Source organism: Leucobacter luti (assembly GCF_004217175.1).
In the GTDB taxonomy this organism is placed as follows: domain Bacteria; phylum Actinomycetota; class Actinomycetes; order Actinomycetales; family Microbacteriaceae; genus Leucobacter; species Leucobacter luti.
Genome location: NZ_SHKI01000004.1, coordinates 458,730 through 475,402 on the forward strand (window position 1 = coordinate 458,730; position 16,673 = coordinate 475,402).

Here is a 16,673-nt window from a genome sequence, read left to right on the forward strand (position 1 = left end):
ACACCAACGTGCACACCAGCAGGCTGCGACGCCGGATCCACACCCGACACACTCGCCTCAACCGTCACACCCGACGCATCCGCAGCAGACACCGACGCCGAACCCGACACACCTGTGGGCGGCTCTTCCTGCGCGGTGACAACGATCTCAACCGGCTGTGAGCTGGAGCCCGCGAACGCTACGGCGTCGTCCGGGGCGAAGGTCGCCGCAATGGTGTGCGATCCGATTGCGAGATCTGAGAGCGTCAGCGTCGCGCCGGCCTCTGCCGCGGCGGCGCTGCCCAGCTGGGACTCGCCCTCGGTAAACGTCACGGTTCCGGCCGCCGCGGGAGCGACCTGCGCGGTCAGGGTGACCTCGTCGCCCTCGACCGCTGTTGCCGCCGAAGCGCTCAGCGTCGTTGCTGTCGCCGTCGGCTGCGCTGGCGGGAATACTGCGTCCCACTGCTCAGCAGAAATCTGGACGGGGACCTGGGCGACAATCACGTCTGCCTCGGGGTTCCCGTGTGCGTACCACACGATCGCCTCGTACGCCTGCGCGGGGTCGAGGGAACCGGCCGGCACGTCATAGGCAAGCGTTCCGGCACCGCCGGGCAGAGCAACGGTGGGCAGGAATGCGCCTGACCCAATCGTCGCCGTCGTGCCAGCGGGAGTGAGCGCCGCGTAGACGCCGGCCTTGCCGCTGGGCACGCTGATCCCGGAGACTGCCACCTCAAGCCGGATCCCGGCGGTGGTCGCGCTCGACACCGTCGGAGTGACGACCGGCGCTGCAAGAGCTGCGTCCGCCTGAGCTTCGGCTATGGGCTCCGCGGATGCAACACTCGTTCCGAGTACCGTTCCACCAAAAACCAGCGCCGTCGCGAGTACCGCCGAGATCGCCCCGCGAATCCCCCGTTGTGCAAACATGCGAATACTGCTCCTCATCTTGGCTGTACGACCGGCACCGAGGACTGGCGTGTCTGCACCCCCAACCCATACATCAGATTCAGGTGAGGCAACCCTTACAAAGTGCGCAGCTATTAGTCTGACGAATATCGTCTGATGATGCAAGTTCGGATCCCGCTCGGCCGGATCTACCAGCGGAGTTCGGATTGTGTGCGCGTACACTTGGGACCGGATACAGCACCGCCCTGGGCCTCACCGCTGGTTGGAGATACACATGAGCAAGACAAGCGACTCCACGAACTACCCGTTCCAGCTCTCGGACAGCGAGTGGCGTGAGCGGCTCGGCACCGAGGAGTACGCGATCCTGCGCGAGGCAGCCACCGAGCGCGCCGGCACCGGTGAACTGCTCGACGAGGAGCGCGACGGCCTGTATCGCTGCCGTGCCTGCGGCAACGAGCTGTTCGTCGCCGGAACCAAGTTCGATTCAGGCTGCGGCTGGCCGAGCTTCTACGAGAGCGTGCGTCCCGGCGCGGTCGAGCTGCTCGAGGATCGGAGCCTCGGAATGACGCGCACTGAGGTGCGCTGCGCGCAGTGCGGTTCGCACCTGGGGCACGTGTTCCCCGACGGATTCGGCACCCCCACCGGAGATCGGTACTGCATGAACTCGCTCGCCCTGAGCTTCGAGGCCGGCGCTTCCCCCGAACTCGACGCGTGAACGCCGACCCCGCCGCGCTCGCGGCGATTCGGGATCGGCGATCCCACTCGAAGGTCACCGACGACGCTCCTCCAGAAGCGCTCCTGGCCGAGTTCGTCGGCGCGATGTCGAGCATCGCCGACCACTCCGGGCTGCGCCCCTGGCGGCTCATCGAGCTGCGCGGCGACGCGCGGCTGCGGCTGGGCGAAGGGCTCGCCGCTGCGGCTGGTGAAAAGCGCGAGAAGTACCTCGCGAAAGCGACTCGCGCGCCGCTCGTGCTCGCGATTGTGGTGACGCCGAGAATCAACCACAAGGTCCCCGTGTGGGAACAAGAGGCCGTCGCGAGCGGTGTCGCGCACGCCCTCGGGCTGCTGCTGCACGAGGCCGGCTGGGGCTCGATCTGGCGCACCGGCCCGCTCACTCGCACCGCACCCGTACACGAGGCGCACGAGCTCGCGCCCGAGGAGTACCTGCTCGGCTGGCTGTACGTGGGCGGGATCCCCGAGCGGGATCGCAAGACGAAGCCGCGCAAGCCGCTCGATCCGGCGCGGCACCTGAGCGCGCTCTAGCGTGCCGCCGCACGGTCTCAGCCCGCGCGAAGCGGTGCCGGATCGCGCGTCATCGCAACCCGCGTGCGGCCCCGCGCGGCGTGCCCGGCCGAGCGCTAGCGCCCCGCCGCTCCGCGCCACGGAATCGCGGCGACGACCACGGCGAGGAGCGCGACCGCGGCGCCCGCAATCAGCCCCTGCGTGAGCCCTCCGGCGAGCGGCGCACCGGCCTCGAACGCGACGGCGGCGATCAGCTGGCCGGCAACATTCGACATGCTCAGCAGGAGTACGCCAGCCGTGCGCACGAGCATCGCCGCGACGGCAATGAAGATGGTGCCCACGAATCCGCCAATGTAGTAGAACGGCGAGGTGGGCCACACCTCGGGCCACCCCATGAGCGCAACAGAGACGCACGCGATCAGCACGAGCAGCACCGATCCGACCACGAAGTTAATGAACGTCGACGTGACCGCGCTGTGCGAGGCAGCGCGCACGAGCCCGTTCACCATCGACTGCGCTGAGACGAGCACGCCCACGACCACCGGGAAGATGACGAGCCACAGCACACCGCTACCGCCCGCATCGATGCCGACTGAGAGCGCGACCGCGAGCACCGCAAGCACGGTGCCGACGATTCTGGTGGGGGTCGGATCGATCCGTCCGCCGGGTCCGAGGCCTGCGCGATCGAGCACCAGCCCGCCCAGCACCTGCCCGGCGACGATGCCGACCGTGAACAGGGCGAGGCCAGTGAGCGGCGCAACGAGCCCCTGACTCAGCACGAACGACGCGCCACCGACGCCGCCGAGCAGCGTCCACACGGGCAGGCGCCCCGCCCGAATCTCGGTGTTGAGCGCGCTGAATCCCCTACGCCCTGAGCGCGACACTGCGAGCACGATGCACATGATTACGAGACCGATGCTGAACGATACCGCCGCGGTCACGTACCCGTTGCCGAGCTGCTGGCTGAGGCCACCGTTAATCCGCGACTGCAGGGCGACGAGCACGCCCGCGAGGCCGGAGCCAAGAAGGGCGGCCCAAACGGGGAAGGATCCTGTGCGACTCACCCACCCACCCTACCTCCGCCCGCGGGGCGCGCCAGCGGGCGCCGCACCCGGGGGCGCCCGCCCGGGTGCGGTCCGGCGGCCGGTCCGGGCACGAGCCGGCGCCCGGTCCGGACACGAGCCGGCGCCCGGTCCGGGCGCGGTCCGGCCCGGACCGCGCACGAGCGGCGGATCCGTGGACGAGCGTGCGGCTTCACCACCACAGCGAAGCCGCACACTCGTCACGAAGCCGCACACTCGTGGAGGGGCCGGACGGAAGGGCCCCCGGGAGCACCGGGCGAAGCCGCACACTCGTGGAAAGGCCCGGAGAAAGCGCCGAGCGGGAGCCCAAGCGGGAGCCCGAGCGAAGCCGCACACTCGTGGAGGGGCCGGGCGGAAGGGCCCCCGGGAGCACCGGGCGGAAGCGCCTACGGAAACGCTCGCCGCGAGGCCCGCGCGAACGGAAAAACAGAGCCGCCTATCGGACTCGAACCGATCACCTGCGCTTTACAAGGGCGCTGCTCTACCAGATGAGCTAAGGCGGCATATGGGGCGGCCCTCACGGACCGCCCCACACATTCTACTCAGACTTTGCGTCGTCCGACTTGTCCTTGTTCTGCTCGAACTCGCCCTTGACCTTCAGGAGGTAGGACTCGAGATCGCCGTCGCGGGCCTGGTTCCACTGCTGCCCGTTCACGATGACGGTCGGCGTGGAAACGAGGCGCTGCGGCTCGCCCGCGGGCTGCGGGGTGGCACCGTCGGAGCTGAGGAGCTGCGCGCCCTTTGCGAGGCCCAGAATCCCGTTCTCGCTCGCGGTCTTGTAGTTCGCCGAGATGAAGTTGCCGAAGCGGACATCCTTCACGCACTGCCGCAGCTCGGTGGTCAGCTCGGCACCCGCGGACTCCGCCTGGGCGAGCAGCTGCTCGTCGGTGAGGCCGGTGGTGCCCTCAGAGGGCTGGACCTCTGCGCTGAGCAGGCGGTTGTGCAGCGCGAACGCCACGTCCGGCTGCTCCTCGACCACGCAGGAGACAAGGTTCGCCGCGCGGGTCGAGTACTTCGCGCCGAGCGAGGCGCTGTCGAGGAAGTTCAGCGGGTAGACCTCGAGCTCGATGTCGCCTGCGCCGACGTAGTTCTCGAGCATGGTGCCGTACTGCTGCTCGAACGCGCCGCACGCGGGGCACATGTAGTCCACGTACACGGTGACGTCGAGTGGCAGCTCATCGCGGTTTACCTCGCGGGCCTGGCGCTCCTCCCCCGAGGCGAGCGCCTCACTGGGGACGACCTTGAGGTCCTTGGTGAACACCACGCCGCCGGAGGCCATGTTCTCCGGGCCGGGGCCGGCCGGCTTCATGGTTTGCGTCAGCACGAGTGCGACGATCCCGAGGATTGCCAGCACGCCGACGACGATGCCGCCCTGCAGGAAGAGGCGATTGCGCTTTTCGCGCTTCTTCTCCTGCTCGCGCGCCAGGCGTGCCTGCTCGCGCGCCTGCGTGCGGCGCTCGTTCTTCGACGGGCGACTGTTACTCTCGCTTGCCATAGGTATATCTCCCAGTAGGTCCGCAGACGCGGATCACGGTTCGGTGAGGGGCTGACGCCCTACTTCTTCTTGGTTGCGCGACGCTCGGCGCGGTTGGTCGGTGCCGCATCGGCCGGAACCTGCTGGCCAAACGCGCCGCGCTGAGCCGGCTGTGCCGGGGCTGCGCCGGCGCGGGCCTTGCCCTGCGCCGCGGCGTCGGCCGCGCCGCTCAGGGCGGGGGCGCCGTCCTCGTCGGGTGCGCTGTACGACAGCTTGGACTGGTCGGGCGTCTGCTGCTGGTCGAGTCCGCCGCCCTCGAGGTGCACGTGACCCTCGTGTCCGACGTCCTCGCGCACCTTCACCTCAAGGTTGTAGAGGAGGCCCATCGACTCTTCCTTGATCTGCCCCATCATGCCCTCGAACATGGTGTAGCCCTCGCGCTGGTACTCAACGAGCGGATCACGCTGGGCCATGGCGCGCAGGCCGATGCCCTCCTTGAGGTATTCCATCTCGTAGAGGTGATCTCGCCAGCGGCGGTCGATCGTTGCGAGCACCACGCGGCGCTCGAGCTCGCGCATCGCTTCGCTGCCGAGGGCCGCCTCGCGGTTCTCGTAGGCGACGATGGCGTCGGAGAGGATCTCGCGGCGCAGGAACGCCTTGTCGACGCGTCCGCCGCCGGCCTCGGCGAGCAGCTCGTCGACGGTGATGCCGACAGGGTACACCTGACGCAGATCGCTCCACAGGGCGTCGAAGTCCCACTCGCCATCCGAACCGTGCGAGTCGAGGATCGCGTCGATGGTCTGCTCGCGGAACGCCTTGATTCGCGGCTCAATTTCTTCGCCGTCGAGGATCTGCTGGCGGTCGCCGTAGATTGCCTTGCGCTGGCGGTCGAGAACGTCGTCGTACTTGAGGACGTTCTTGCGGATCTCAGCGTTGCGCTGCTCCACCTGGCTCTGCGCGCTCTGGATCGCACGCGAGACCACCTTCGACTCGATCGCGAGATCGTCGGGGAAGCTGTCGCGGTTCATCAGCGCGGCCGCAGCGCCCGAGTTGAACAGGCGCATCAGGTCGTCTGCGAGCGAGAGGTAGAAGCGGCTCTCGCCGGGATCGCCCTGACGACCGGAGCGCCCGCGGAGCTGGTTGTCGATGCGGCGTGACTCGTGGCGCTCGGTGCCGAGCACGTAGAGGCCGCCCACGGCGATGACCTTGTCGGCCTCCTCCGTGACGGTCTCCTTGACGGCGTCGAACACGTCGTCCCAGGCGGCCTCGTAGGCATCCGGATCCTCATCGGTCGAGAGGCCGCGGGCGGCCATCTCCTGCACGGCGAGGAACTCGGCGTTGCCGCCGAGCATGATGTCGGTACCGCGGCCGGCCATGTTCGTGGCGACCGTGACTGCGCCGAGGCGACCGGCCTGCGCGATGATCGCGGCCTCACGCGCGTGGTTCTTCGCGTTCAGGACCTCGTGGCGCACGCCGGCCTTGGCGAGCAGGCGCGACAGGTACTCGCTCTTCTCCACGCTCGTGGTGCCCACCAGCACCGGCTGGCCCGCCTCGTAGCGCTCGGCGATATCTGCCACGACCTGCGCAAACTTCGCTTCCTCGTTCTTGTAGACGAGGTCCGGCTGGTCCTTGCGCTGCATGGGGCGGTTCGTGGGGATCGGCACCACGCCGAGCTTGTAGGTCGACATGAACTCGCCGGCCTCGGTCTCGGCCGTGCCGGTCATGCCCGAGAGCTTCTCGTAGAGGCGGAAGTAGTTCTGGAGGGTGACGGTCGCGAGCATCTGGTTCTCGGCCTTGACCTGCACCCCTTCCTTCGCCTCGATGGCCTGGTGCATGCCCTCGTTGTAGCGACGCCCGGCGAGAATACGGCCGGTGTGCTCGTCGACGATCAGTACCTCGCCGTTGAGCACGACGTAGTCCTTGTCGCGCGTAAACAGGGCGTTTGCCTTGATCGAGTTGTTGAGGAACGAGATCAGGGGGGTGTTCACCGACTCGTAGAGGTTGGTGATGCCGAGGTGATCCTCGACCTTTTCGATGCCGGGCTCGAGCACACCGACGGTGCGCTTCTTCTCGTCCACCTCGTAGTCGACGCCGGGCTTCAGCTTGCGGGCGATCCGCGCGAACTCGGAGAACCAGCGGTTCGCCTCGCCAGAGGCGGGGCCGGAGATGATCAGGGGGGTACGCGCCTCGTCGATCAGGATCGAGTCGACCTCGTCGATGACGGCAAAGAAGTGCTCTCGCTGCACGCGCTCCTCGGCGGAGGACGCCATGTTGTCGCGCAGGTAGTCGAAGCCGAACTCGTTGTTCGTGCCGTACGTGATGTCGGCGTTGTACTGCTCGCGGCGCAGCGTGGGATCCTGACCCGCGACGATGCAGCCGGTGCTCATGCCGAGCGCGCGGAACACGCGTCCCATCAGGTCCGACTGGTAGCTCGCGAGGTAGTCGTTGACGGTGACCACGTGTACGCCCTTGCCGGCGAGCGCGTTGAGGTAGGCCGGCATGGTCGCGACGAGGGTCTTGCCCTCACCGGTCTTCATCTCAGAGATGTTGCCCATGTGTAGGTTTGCGCCACCCATGACCTGCACGTCGAACGGACGCAGGCCGATGGTGCGCTTCGATGCCTCGCGGACCGCGGCAAACGCCTCGGGGAGGAGATCGTCGAGCGTCTCACCCTGCGCGAGCCGGCTGCGGAACTCGTCGGTCTCGTTTCGCAGCTCCTCGTCACTGAGTTCTGAGAATGAATCTTCGAGCTCGGCGACGAGTTTCGCCTGACGCTCGAGCTTCTTCAGTGTGCGACCTTCGCCGACGCGAAGGAGCTTTTCGAGAACTGTCGCCACGTTGTCTCTCCTGTATGTTTACACGGATCGCAGACCCGCCAAGCGGAGCCACCGTTGTTGCCTAATTGTGACAACACTTCAGCTTAGCAACGCCGCACAGCGACCCGCTGAGAATGGCATTATTTTGAATCATTCAAAACAACGCTATAATTGGGGTGTGACATCAACCCAGCACGCCCCCGCAGCCGCGGCACAGCTGAGCGCGGCCGGACTCAGGTCCACCGCGCCGCGCCGCGCCGTGCTCGAGATCCTCGCCGAGGGTGGCCACTGGGAGGCCAGCGACATGTACGAGCGGCTGCGCGAGCAGCTGCCCGGCACCTCGCTGCAGGCGGTCTACGGGGTCCTGAGCGCGCTGACCGAGGCGGGGCTCGCGCGCCGCATCTCCCCGGTGGGCGGCCCGGCACAGTACGAGGCCCACGTTGGCGACAACCACCATCACCTTGTATGTCGCGACTGCGGCCGCATGGAAGACGTGCCGTGCGTGGTGGGGAGCGCACCGTGCCTCACCCCGTCGGACACCCACGGCTTTGTCGTCGAAACCGCAAACATCACTTTCCTCGGCCGGTGCGCGGCGTGCGCCGCCGCACTCCGCACCTGATCCGTCGGGCGCGCAGCACCCACAGCTTTCATTCGTCCCTGTATCCCCCAGCATTAGAGAGGCATCATGACTGAGAAACAGCCCACCACTACGCAGACCGGCACCCCGGTTGCGAGCGACGAGCACTCGCTCACCGTCGGCGCGAACGGCTCGACGGCGCTGCACGATCACTACCTGATCGAGAAGCTTGCGTCCTTCAACCGCGAGCGTGTGCCCGAGCGCAACCCGCACGCCAAGGGCGGCGGCGCGTTCGGCGAGTTCGTGGTCACCGAGGACGTGTCGAAGTACACCCGCGCGGCAGCGTTCCAGCCGGGCGCCAAGAGCGAGACGCTGATCCGTTTCTCGTCGGTCGCCGGCGAACAGGGCTCCCCCGACACCTGGCGCGACGTGCGCGGCTTCTCGCTGCGTTTCTACACCACCGAGGGCAACCTCGACATCGTCGGCAACAACACCCCGACGTTCTTCATCCGCGACGGGATCAAGTTCCCCGACTTCATCCACTCGCAGAAGCGCCTGGGCGCATCCGGGCTGCGCGATGCAGACATGCAGTGGGACTTCTGGACCCTCTCCCCGGAGTCCGCGCACCAGGTCACGTACCTCATGGGCGACCGCGGCCTCTCGAAGAGCTGGCGTCACCTCAACGGCTACGGCTCGCACACCTACCAGTGGATCAACGCGGCCGGCGAGCGCTTCTGGGTGAAGTACCACTTCATCTCCCAGCAGGGCGTGGAGCACATGTCCCCCGAGGACGCCGAGCGGATTGCCGGCTCGGACGCCGATTTCTATCGGCGCGACCTGTTCGACGCGATCGACCGCGGCGAGTTCCCCTCGTGGGACGTCGAGGTGCAGATCATGCCCTACGAAGAGGCGAAGACGTACCGCTTCAACCCGTTCGACCTCACCAAGGTGTGGCCGAAGGCGGACTACCCGCGCATCAAGGTCGGCACGTTCACGCTGAACCGCAACCCGCGCAACTTCTTCGGGGAGATCGAGCAGGCGGCGTTCTCGCCCGGCAACCAGGTGCCCGGTACCGGCATCTCGCCCGACAAGATGCTGATGGCTCGCGTCTTCTCGTACCCGGACGCGCAGCGCCACCGTATCGGCACGAACTTCAACCAGCTGCCGGTCAACCAGCCCCACGTTGCCGAGACGCACAACTACATGCACGAGGGCAACATGCGGTTCCACTTCAACGGACCGGAGCACCGCACCTACACGCCGAACTCGTACGGCGCAGCCGGCGGACCGGCAGCCGACCCGCTCGCGGGTGTCGAGGCGCGCTGGGAGTCCGACGGCGAGCTGACGCGCACGGCGGCGACGCTGCGCGCTGACGACGACGATTTCGGTCAGGCCGGCACGCTGTACCGCGACGTGTTCGACGCGGCAGCCAAGGAGCGCTTCCACGCGGTGCTCGGCGGCCAGCTTGCATCGATCACGGTGCCCCGGATCCGCGAGCAGTTCTTCCAGTACTGGACGAACGTTGACGCGGAGCTCGGCCAGATCCTGCGCAGCAACGCCGCGTAGTTTCGCCCGGTGACGGGGGGCCGCCCAGTGGGCGGCCCCCCGTTCTGCGTTTCCCCGGCAATACTCTGCCAGGATGGGCGGTATGCAGCCGCCGGACGATCCCCCCGCGCGCGGGGGTGTCCTCGTGTTGCTGCCCACGTACAACGAACGGGCCACGCTTCCCGGCACGGTTGCGGGTGTGCTCCACCACCTGCCGCTGGCCCAGATCCTGATCATCGACGACGGGAGCCCCGACGGGACCGGCAGGATCGCCGACCAGCTCGCCGACCACCCGCGCGTCTCGGTGCACCACCGAGCGGGGAAGCTAGGCCTCGGAACGGCGTACGTCTGGGGATTCCAGGCCGCGATCGACCGCGGGTACGACTACGTCGTGGCGATGGACTCCGACGGATCGCACCTGGTCAGCGAGCTTCCCGCGCTGGTGGCCGCAGCGGAGGCCGGCGCCGGCCTCGTGATTGGCGCGCGCTGGGTGCCCGGCGGGAAGATCGTGAACTGGCCCTGGTACCGGCGCTGGATCTCGCGCACCGGTACGGCGGTGGCGCGGATCGCGCTCAAGTCTCGGCTGCACGACCTCACGAGCGGCTTCCGCGTGCTCGACACGTCCTGGTTGCGGCGGCTCGACACCGCTGCACTCGACTCGCAGGGCTACGCGTTCCAGGTCGAGACGGCATGGACGCTTGAGCGCATGGGGTGCCCGATCACCGAGGTGCCCATCACCTTCGTGGAGCGCGTCGAGGGCCGCTCAAAGATGACGCCCGGAATCGTGTGGGAGGCCCTGCGCGGGGTGCTCCGCTGGGGCTGGCGCCTGCGGTTCGGTGCCGGGTCCAGCGCGACGAAGCGCGGTGGCGCGGCCTGAGTGGCCGGGCCCACCGCGCTTCGTCATGCGACGCCGCTGCGGCCCGCCGAGGGGATCCCTCGGCGGGCCGCAGTGCGACGCCTCAGCACGCCAAGGAACGCCTCAGCGAACCGAAGGGCTGCGCCTCAGCGAGCCGAAGTGCTACGCCTCAGCGAGCGTAATGACGCCGTAGTTCCAGCCCTTCCGCCGGTACACCACGCTCGGCCGCCCCGAGTCGGTCTCGACGAACAGGAAGAAGTCGTGTCCCACGAGCTCCATCTGGTCGACGGCGTCTTCGACCGAGAGCCGCTCGGCCGGGAACTCCTTGCTGCGGATCACCACGGGCGAGTACTGTTCCTCGGTCTCACCGACTACGGGGATCCCGCCGGTGGCCACCGATTCGAGCACCTCCAGCGGTGCGGGCGTCACATCGATGGTGCCGAAGTCGCTCGCCGCCGCATCACCGAGCGAGACGCGTCCGCGGCCGCGTCGGTCCTGCTGCCGATCCTTCATGCGGCGGATCCGCTCGAGGATCCTGCCGTACGCCATGTCGAACGCCGTGTACTTGTCTGCTCCCGCGGACTCCGCGCGGATGACCGGACCCGGCCCAATCAGCGTGAGCTCCACCTGATCGCCGTTCTGCGGGCTGCGGTCGCTCTGCCGCGACACCCGCACTTCGAACGACTGCGCCCTGGGCAACAGCCCCGCTACCTTCTCGGTCTTTGACTCGACATACTGCTCGAAGCGATCGGTAATACCGACATTCTTGCCGCGGATGTTCACGTCCATGGTGACCTCCCAGGGTGCTCAGGCGGGTGGGCCAGTGCGGCGCACCGCTACGCCTTTGTCGAACTCTACTCCACGGAGCCGAGCGGTTGCCACCATCTCTTGATGGGGAGCTAATTCCCAGGTGGCGGGGCTCGTTCGGCAACGCAGAGCACCACTATCGCGACGACCCGGGCCCCCGCTGCGGTGAGCGTGTCGCGCGCGGCGAGCACCGTCGCGCCGGTGGTCAGCACGTCGTCGACCAGGATCACCTCGCGGCCGCGCAGCGCCGCGCGGGCCGTGCGGCGCAGCCCGAGCAGGCCGGCGTTGCGCGCGCGCTCCGCCGGGCCGAGCCCCACCTGCCCGCGCCGCCCGCGGGTGGTGCGCAGCGCCCGGAGCACGGTCGGCATCGGGCTCCCCCGCCGCCGCTGCGCGCGCAGCGCCGCGGCGACCAGCAGCTCCACGTGGCGAAACCCGCGGCGCCGAACGCTCGCCGGGCGCGAGGGCGCGGGCACGATCACGGGTGGCCGCGCCGCACCGCACTGGGCGCGCGCAGCGTGGAGCGGGACGCTGAGCTGCGCACCGAGTTCTCGGGCAAAGCGCACCCTGCCGCCGTGCTTCAACGCGACCAGCACGGCGCGCATCACCCCCGCGTACTCGGCCCGCGCAAAGCACGGCGTGCCGAGCTGCGGCGGGTGTCCCGGGCGTGCGGCCCGGAGGGCCCGCAGACAGCTTGCGCAGCACTCCCGATCCGCCGCCCCGCACCCGACGCACTCCGTGGGCCACAGGAGCGCCAGGAGGTCGAGGAGGAGCTCGTGGAGGATCGGGGTGATGGGCATGCACTGATCCTCGCCCGGCGCTGCCTGGACGTTCGCGCGGGGTCCGGAACTGTTGATAACTCCGGACCGGGGCCGGCTCGCCGCGGGGTGTGAGGAACGCGGCGCCAAGCACCGCCCGCCGCACCCCGCGCCGCCTACGCCGCCGGCACCGCCTACGCCGCGGTCACTGCCACCCGCGCCGGCGGGCTACCCCCGCTTCGCCAGCACCGAGATATCGTCTTCCACCCGCTGCCAGCCGATTCCCTGGGGCGAGAACAGATCGCCGTCCGCGCCGAGGACCCGCACGTAGAGTCGGCCACCGCCGCCACTCAGGTGGGCGCCGCCGGGAACCGAGGTCTGCTCCTGCGCGGGAAGCCCGATCCCGCCGTTCGTCACCTTTCCGGCAGTCCCCACCCGAGTGAGCGCCGCAAAGCGCAGCTGCCCCACCCAGTCGAGGTCGATCGGGGTCCCCGATGCCCACAGCTTCACGTCCGCCTCGTCAACGGTGCGCACTGGCGCGTCCAGCTCATCGCGGATCACGCCGCTCACCATCACCTGCGACTCTTCTCCGTCGGCCACCAGCGCCGCCACGCGGCTCCCGTCCGGCGAAAGCCGGAGCGCCTGCAGCGTGCGCCCCGTGAGCCAGGGCGCCGGCACCTCCGTGAGCGAGCCGTCCGCGGCGTACGCGAGCAGCACCTCGGGCGCCCGCGTCGACACCGTCCACACGTAGCCGAGCGGATCGATGCTCGGCGCCAGCAGCCCCGGCCGCGAGTCAAGCGCGAGAGTGCCAGATCCGTCGACCCGAGTCAGGCCCCCGGCGTTGAGCACCGCGGCGGTCTGCTCATCCGACGAGAGCGTGATTGCCTGCGGGTCGAGTGCCGGCAGCGACTCCTCGAAGCCCTGCATCTCAGTGAACTCCCCCGCGACTATCGTGCCAAACTCCGCACCGATCATCACTGCCGGGTTGTTCGTGAGGCTCACCACGCGGGGCGCGTTCGACTCGTCGCCCGAGGTCTCGCGGAGCGGAGTACCGTCGACCAGCAGCTCAAAGCCGCTCACCCCGCTCACGCTCTGCAGGCTCGACTTCAGCTGCTGCCGGATCTCGGCCATTGCCTTCGGCCCGGCCTCCAGCACGTTGCCGGTCAGGTCGATCATCGCCTTCCCGTCGACCACCGGCACCGAGTTCGTCGCGAGCGCCGTCCCCGAGGGGAAGCCGCTGCGCACCACCTCGCGCATGCGATCGCTCGGCCCCTCAATCAGGGCGCCCACGATCTCGGTCACCAGGGCCGTGCGCGTCAGGAACCAGCGCGTCTCCGGGACGAGCAGGTTCCCCGCGCCGACGTAGTACAGCTGGTGGGACGACCAGATCGTGCCAAACATGTTCGAGTCGAGAATGATCCCGCTCGGGGCAGACGAGATCCGCCACTCGCCGCCGATCCGCTCAAACTCGAAGCGCATGTCGATGCTCGGCCCCGGCCCCACGGGCAGCATGTCGCCCTCCGCGTCGACCTTGGCGGTCGCGGCGAGGGAGAGCACCCCGGAGGTGTCGCCGTCCTTGCGGTACGGGCGGGTCCCCTCGTCGATGAGCACGCCGTAGTACGGGTCCCACTGCTCCGTGTAGTCGGAGGTCAAGAACTCGCGGGCCGTCGCATAGTCGTCCACGGAGGAGGTCGCGGCCAGCACGAAGCCGCGCACCAGATCCTCCTGGCTCGCTCCCGGGATGGGCCCGGGCGGCTTGTACTGGTAGATCTGGTCAACCTGTTTGAGGTCTTTCAGCCCCACCTCGACCGGTCCTGAGACCGCGATGGCCGTACACCCCGTGAGTGCCACCAGCGCGGAGGTGATGAGCGCGACGGTGCCGGCGATTCTGCGGCGAGCGCGGGTGCGGGTCATCGGCGCTTGTCCTTCCTGATCCGGCGGCCGGGTCGGCGCAGCCACCCGCCAGTCGACTGAGGATCACCGTCGTCGACCTCGACCCCGTCGGGGAGCAGCGGCAGCGGTGAGACATAACTGGTGACGTGCTCGCCGCGCGGGAGCGTGAGTCGGAAGTTCGATCCCACCCCGGGTCGCGACCACGCCTCGAGGATCCCGCCGTGCACCGCGGCGTCCTCCTGCGCGATCGCCAGGCCCAGGCCGGTCCCCCCGAGGGTGCGCTTGCGCGACGGATCGGCGCGCCAGAACCGATCGAACACGTGCTCGAGATCCTCCGTGGTCATCCCCACCCCGCGGTCGCACACCGAGATCGCGATCGCGGCCGCGTTTGAGTCAATCTTCACGAGGATGTCCCCGCCCTCGCCGTGTTCGATCGCGTTGCCCACGAGGTTTGCGATGATGCGCCGGATCCGGCGCGGATCCACCTCGATCGGGGCGTAGCCGCCGAGCGCCCGCACCTCGATCGCGCTCTCCGAGAGCGGGCGAAGGTGTTCGACGACCTCCTCCACGAGCGCCACCAGGTTCGTGGGCTCCGTCTCGAGCGTCACCCGCCCGGCGTCGTAGCGCGAGATCTCAAGCAGGTCGCCGAGCAGCAGCTCAAAACGCTCCACCTGCGTGCCGAGCACCTCCACGGCGCGCTGCTGGCCGGGCGGGAGGCCCTCCGGGGAGTTCTGCAGCACCTCGCTCGCCAGCCGGATCGTGGTCAGCGGGGTGCGGAGCTCGTGCGACACGTCCGACACAAAGCGCTGCTGCATCTCCGAGAGCTGATCGAGCTCGCCGATTCGCGCCTGCAGCGTGTCGGCCATGTCGTTGAAGCCCTCCGACAGCACGTCGAAGTGCTCGTCGTTCTGCTGCGGCATGCGCGCGTCGCTCTCCCCCGCGGCGATGCGACGGCTCGCTGCTGCGGCGGCCCGGAGCGGCCGGAACAGGATCCGGGACATGATCCAGACCAGGATCCCGATGAACGCCATCATCGCGGCCGCCGTGATCAACAGCGTGCGCTGCACAAAGCTCAGCGTGGCCTGCGTGTCCGCGAGGTTGTACCCGATGAACAGGTCGTACGTGCCGGCGCCCGCCGGGAACGCGAGTGTCGACCCCACCACAATCCCCGGGGCGGTGGTGCCATCGTCCTCGACAAACGTCACCGACTGCCAGTGCTGCGGATCGGTGCCCTCGGTCACTGCCGCGGCCAACTCCGGGCTCACCGCGTCGAGCAGCATGTTCGTGGTGAGCGAGGGCGGCGGCGCCTCCGGGAACGGCGCCTGCCCGGGCTCGCGCCGGATGTACACGAGCTGGCTCGACGACGCATCCTGCACCACGCGCCGCACCGAGGTTGCCAGCACCGACAGCCCGCTCCGGTCCGAGGCGTCGGAAGCATCGATCTGCCGCTGCGCCGCGAGCGTGGCGCGCGCCGAATCCTGCAGCGCCTGATCCTTCCGCGAGGTGTACAGGTCGCTCCCGATACTCGTGAGGATGAACACCCCGGCGATCAGCACGATAAACCCGGTCACCAAGCCCGTGATCGTCATCATGCGCACCATGAGGGAGCGCCGCCAGCGCGCGCGGAACGGCCCCAGCACAGGGTGGGACCACCTGGTCCAACGCAGCCGAAGCCGGCGCAGCGCGATCGAAAACCGCGAGCGGCTGGTGGTCACGACGGGCGACCTACTCGACTGGTGTGCCGGCGCGGTAGCCCACGCCCCGCACCGTCGTCACGATCGTGGGGTGATCGGGGTCCTGCTCGATCTTGGCGCGGAGGCGCTGCACGTGCACGTTGACCAGCCGGGTGTCCGCCTTGTACTGGTAGCCCCACACCTTCTCGAGCAGCACCTCGCGGGTGAACACCTGCTGCGGTTTCCGGGCGAGGATCGCGAGCAGATCGAACTCGAGCGGAGTCAGCGGGATCACCTGGGGGCCGCGGCGCACCTCGTGGGCGGCAACATCGATCGCGAGGTCGCCGATGCGCAGCGTCTCGGTCGCCTCCTGCTGCGGCTCACGCAGCCGAGCGCGGATCCGAGCGATCAGCTCCACCGGGTTGAACGGCTTCACCACGTAGTCGTCGGCGCCCGCCTCAAGACCGCGCACCACGTCGCGGGTGTCGGTGCGCGCCGTCAGCATGATGATCGGCGTGCCGGACTCCGCGCGAATCTTCTCCGCGACCTCGATCCCGTCGAGCCCCGGCAGCATCACATCGAGCAGCACCAGGTCCGGGCGGGTCTCGCGAAACTTCTCGATCGCGTCAGTGCCATCGAATGCAAAATCAGTTTCAAAGCTCTCACCCTGCAGCACCATGCCGAGCATCTCTGCAAGCGCCCTGTCATCGTCAACCACCAAGATGCGCGCACTCATGGTCCCATTATGACTGGCAATGCGGAAATATGGGTGGGAGCCAGCGCGCCCCGGGCAAAAACCTTGGGTTCAGGGGGCGGATCCGTGGCCCGCGGGTCGCCTTCGTCTTGGCGTTCGCGTTCGCGTTTGGCTTCGTCTTGGTCTTCGTCTTCGTCTTGGTCTTGGCGTTCGCCTTCGCCCTTGTCTTCGTCTTTGTCCTTGTCTTTGCCTTCGTCTTGGCATCGAGTGTTGCCACATCTCCCCTTCGTGACATGGGAAGGGGGTCTGTGGCAACACTCAATTCGGGTGCGTGGGCGCGGGGCGCATGCCCGTGCGGCGCGGCGCGCGTCGCACGGG

Annotated in this window: 14 protein-coding genes and 1 tRNA gene; 5 read left to right on the top strand and 10 right to left on the bottom strand. The window is 68.5% G+C overall.

Translation table 11 applies throughout. The annotated features are described in order from the left end of the window. Positions 1 to 743, bottom strand: a 743-nt coding sequence (locus tag EV139_RS08475; protein ID WP_206750808.1) for an Ig-like domain-containing protein, incomplete at its 3' end; no start/stop codon positions are given. Positions 744 to 1,155: 412 nt separating this feature from the next. On the opposite strand from EV139_RS08475, the gene msrB reads away from it, so the two are divergent. Both msrB and EV139_RS08485 read left to right on the top strand, forming a co-directional pair. Then, on the top strand, positions 1,156 to 1,596 hold the full coding sequence (gene msrB, locus EV139_RS08480; protein ID WP_130453874.1) for a peptide-methionine (R)-S-oxide reductase MsrB: 441 nt from the start codon (positions 1,156 to 1,158) through the stop codon (positions 1,594 to 1,596). Continuing rightward, complete coding sequence (locus EV139_RS08485; protein WP_241989002.1) at positions 1,593 to 2,144, top strand: nitroreductase family protein; 552 nt, start codon at positions 1,593 to 1,595, stop codon at positions 2,142 to 2,144. Before msrB ends, EV139_RS08485 begins: the two co-directional genes overlap by 4 nt. 95 nt (positions 2,145 to 2,239) lie before the next feature. On the opposite strand, the gene EV139_RS08490 is transcribed toward EV139_RS08485, so the two are convergent. The 4 genes from EV139_RS08490 to secA form a co-directional block, all read right to left on the bottom strand. Beyond that, on the bottom strand, positions 2,240 to 3,187 hold the full coding sequence (locus tag EV139_RS08490) for a DMT family transporter (RefSeq protein WP_130453875.1): 948 nt from the start codon (positions 3,185 to 3,187) through the stop codon (positions 2,240 to 2,242). Between the two features lie 448 nt (positions 3,188 to 3,635). Beyond that, positions 3,636 to 3,708, bottom strand: a tRNA-Thr gene (locus EV139_RS08495). A 35-nt stretch (positions 3,709 to 3,743) separates the two neighbouring features. Next, positions 3,744 to 4,700, bottom strand: a complete 957-nt coding sequence (locus EV139_RS08500) for a DsbA family protein (RefSeq protein ID WP_130453876.1) — start codon at positions 4,698 to 4,700, stop codon at positions 3,744 to 3,746. 59 nt (positions 4,701 to 4,759) lie between these two features. Then, entirely contained in the window at positions 4,760 to 7,516 is a 2,757-nt protein-coding gene (secA, locus tag EV139_RS08505) for a preprotein translocase subunit SecA (RefSeq protein WP_130453877.1), read from the bottom strand. A 157-nt stretch (positions 7,517 to 7,673) separates the two neighbouring features. Here secA and EV139_RS08510 point away from each other — a divergent pair, with 157 nt between their 5' ends. The 3 genes from EV139_RS08510 to EV139_RS08520 all read left to right on the top strand — a co-directional run bounded on the left by EV139_RS08510 (position 7,674) and on the right by EV139_RS08520 (position 10,494). After that, positions 7,674 to 8,114 (top strand): Fur family transcriptional regulator, encoded by a 441-nt coding sequence (locus EV139_RS08510; RefSeq protein ID WP_198677504.1) that lies wholly within the window; start codon positions 7,674 to 7,676, stop codon positions 8,112 to 8,114. A 66-nt stretch (positions 8,115 to 8,180) separates the two neighbouring features. Further along, positions 8,181 to 9,638 carry a catalase gene (locus tag EV139_RS08515; RefSeq protein WP_130453878.1) on the top strand — a complete coding sequence of 486 codons (1,458 nt, stop codon included), beginning with the start codon at positions 8,181 to 8,183 and terminating at the stop codon, positions 9,636 to 9,638. 73 nt (positions 9,639 to 9,711) lie between these two features. After that, positions 9,712 to 10,494 carry a polyprenol monophosphomannose synthase gene (locus tag EV139_RS08520; RefSeq protein ID WP_237464477.1) on the top strand — a complete coding sequence of 261 codons (783 nt, stop codon included), beginning with the start codon at positions 9,712 to 9,714 and terminating at the stop codon, positions 10,492 to 10,494. Positions 10,495 to 10,635: 141 nt separating this feature from the next. Here EV139_RS08520 and hpf read toward each other — a convergent pair whose 3' ends face one another. From hpf to mtrA, 5 genes are all read right to left on the bottom strand, one after another. Further along, positions 10,636 to 11,262 carry a ribosome hibernation-promoting factor, HPF/YfiA family gene (gene hpf / locus EV139_RS08525; protein WP_130453879.1) on the bottom strand — a complete coding sequence of 209 codons (627 nt, stop codon included), beginning with the start codon at positions 11,260 to 11,262 and terminating at the stop codon, positions 10,636 to 10,638. Between the two features lie 110 nt (positions 11,263 to 11,372). Beyond that, positions 11,373 to 12,077, bottom strand: a complete 705-nt coding sequence (locus tag EV139_RS08530) for a ComF family protein (RefSeq protein ID WP_130453880.1) — start codon at positions 12,075 to 12,077, stop codon at positions 11,373 to 11,375. A 186-nt stretch (positions 12,078 to 12,263) separates the two neighbouring features. Further along, a complete protein-coding gene (locus tag EV139_RS08535; protein WP_130453881.1) occupies positions 12,264 to 13,949 on the bottom strand; it encodes an LpqB family beta-propeller domain-containing protein in 1,686 nt (561 codons plus the stop codon). Continuing rightward, positions 13,946 to 15,643, bottom strand: coding sequence for an MtrAB system histidine kinase MtrB (gene mtrB, locus EV139_RS08540; protein WP_130453882.1), 1,698 nt, complete (start codon positions 15,641 to 15,643; stop codon positions 13,946 to 13,948). The genes EV139_RS08535 and mtrB overlap by 4 nt, the downstream gene beginning before the upstream one ends. A 10-nt stretch (positions 15,644 to 15,653) precedes the next feature. Next, entirely contained in the window at positions 15,654 to 16,337 is a 684-nt protein-coding gene (gene mtrA / locus EV139_RS08545) for an MtrAB system response regulator MtrA (RefSeq protein WP_130453883.1), read from the bottom strand. Between the last annotated feature and the right edge of the window lie 336 nt (positions 16,338 to 16,673).

Excerpts from the sequence above, each read along its gene's own strand:
- msrB (WP_130453874.1), top strand. The coding sequence starts at position 1,156 with ATGAGCAAGACAAGCGACTCCACGAACTACCCGTTCCAGCTCTCGGAC.
- EV139_RS08500 (WP_130453876.1), bottom strand. The coding sequence starts at position 4,700 with ATGGCAAGCGAGAGTAACAGTCGCCCGTCGAAGAACGAGCGCCGCACG.
- EV139_RS08515 (WP_130453878.1), top strand. The coding sequence starts at position 8,181 with ATGACTGAGAAACAGCCCACCACTACGCAGACCGGCACCCCGGTTGCG.
- EV139_RS08520 (WP_237464477.1), top strand. The coding sequence starts at position 9,712 with ATGGGCGGTATGCAGCCGCCGGACGATCCCCCCGCGCGCGGGGGTGTC.
- hpf (WP_130453879.1), bottom strand. The coding sequence starts at position 11,262 with ATGGACGTGAACATCCGCGGCAAGAATGTCGGTATTACCGATCGCTTC.
- EV139_RS08530 (WP_130453880.1), bottom strand. The coding sequence starts at position 12,077 with ATGCCCATCACCCCGATCCTCCACGAGCTCCTCCTCGACCTCCTGGCG.
- EV139_RS08535 (WP_130453881.1), bottom strand. The coding sequence starts at position 13,949 with ATGACCCGCACCCGCGCTCGCCGCAGAATCGCCGGCACCGTCGCGCTC.
- mtrA (WP_130453883.1), bottom strand. The coding sequence starts at position 16,337 with ATGAGTGCGCGCATCTTGGTGGTTGACGATGACAGGGCGCTTGCAGAG.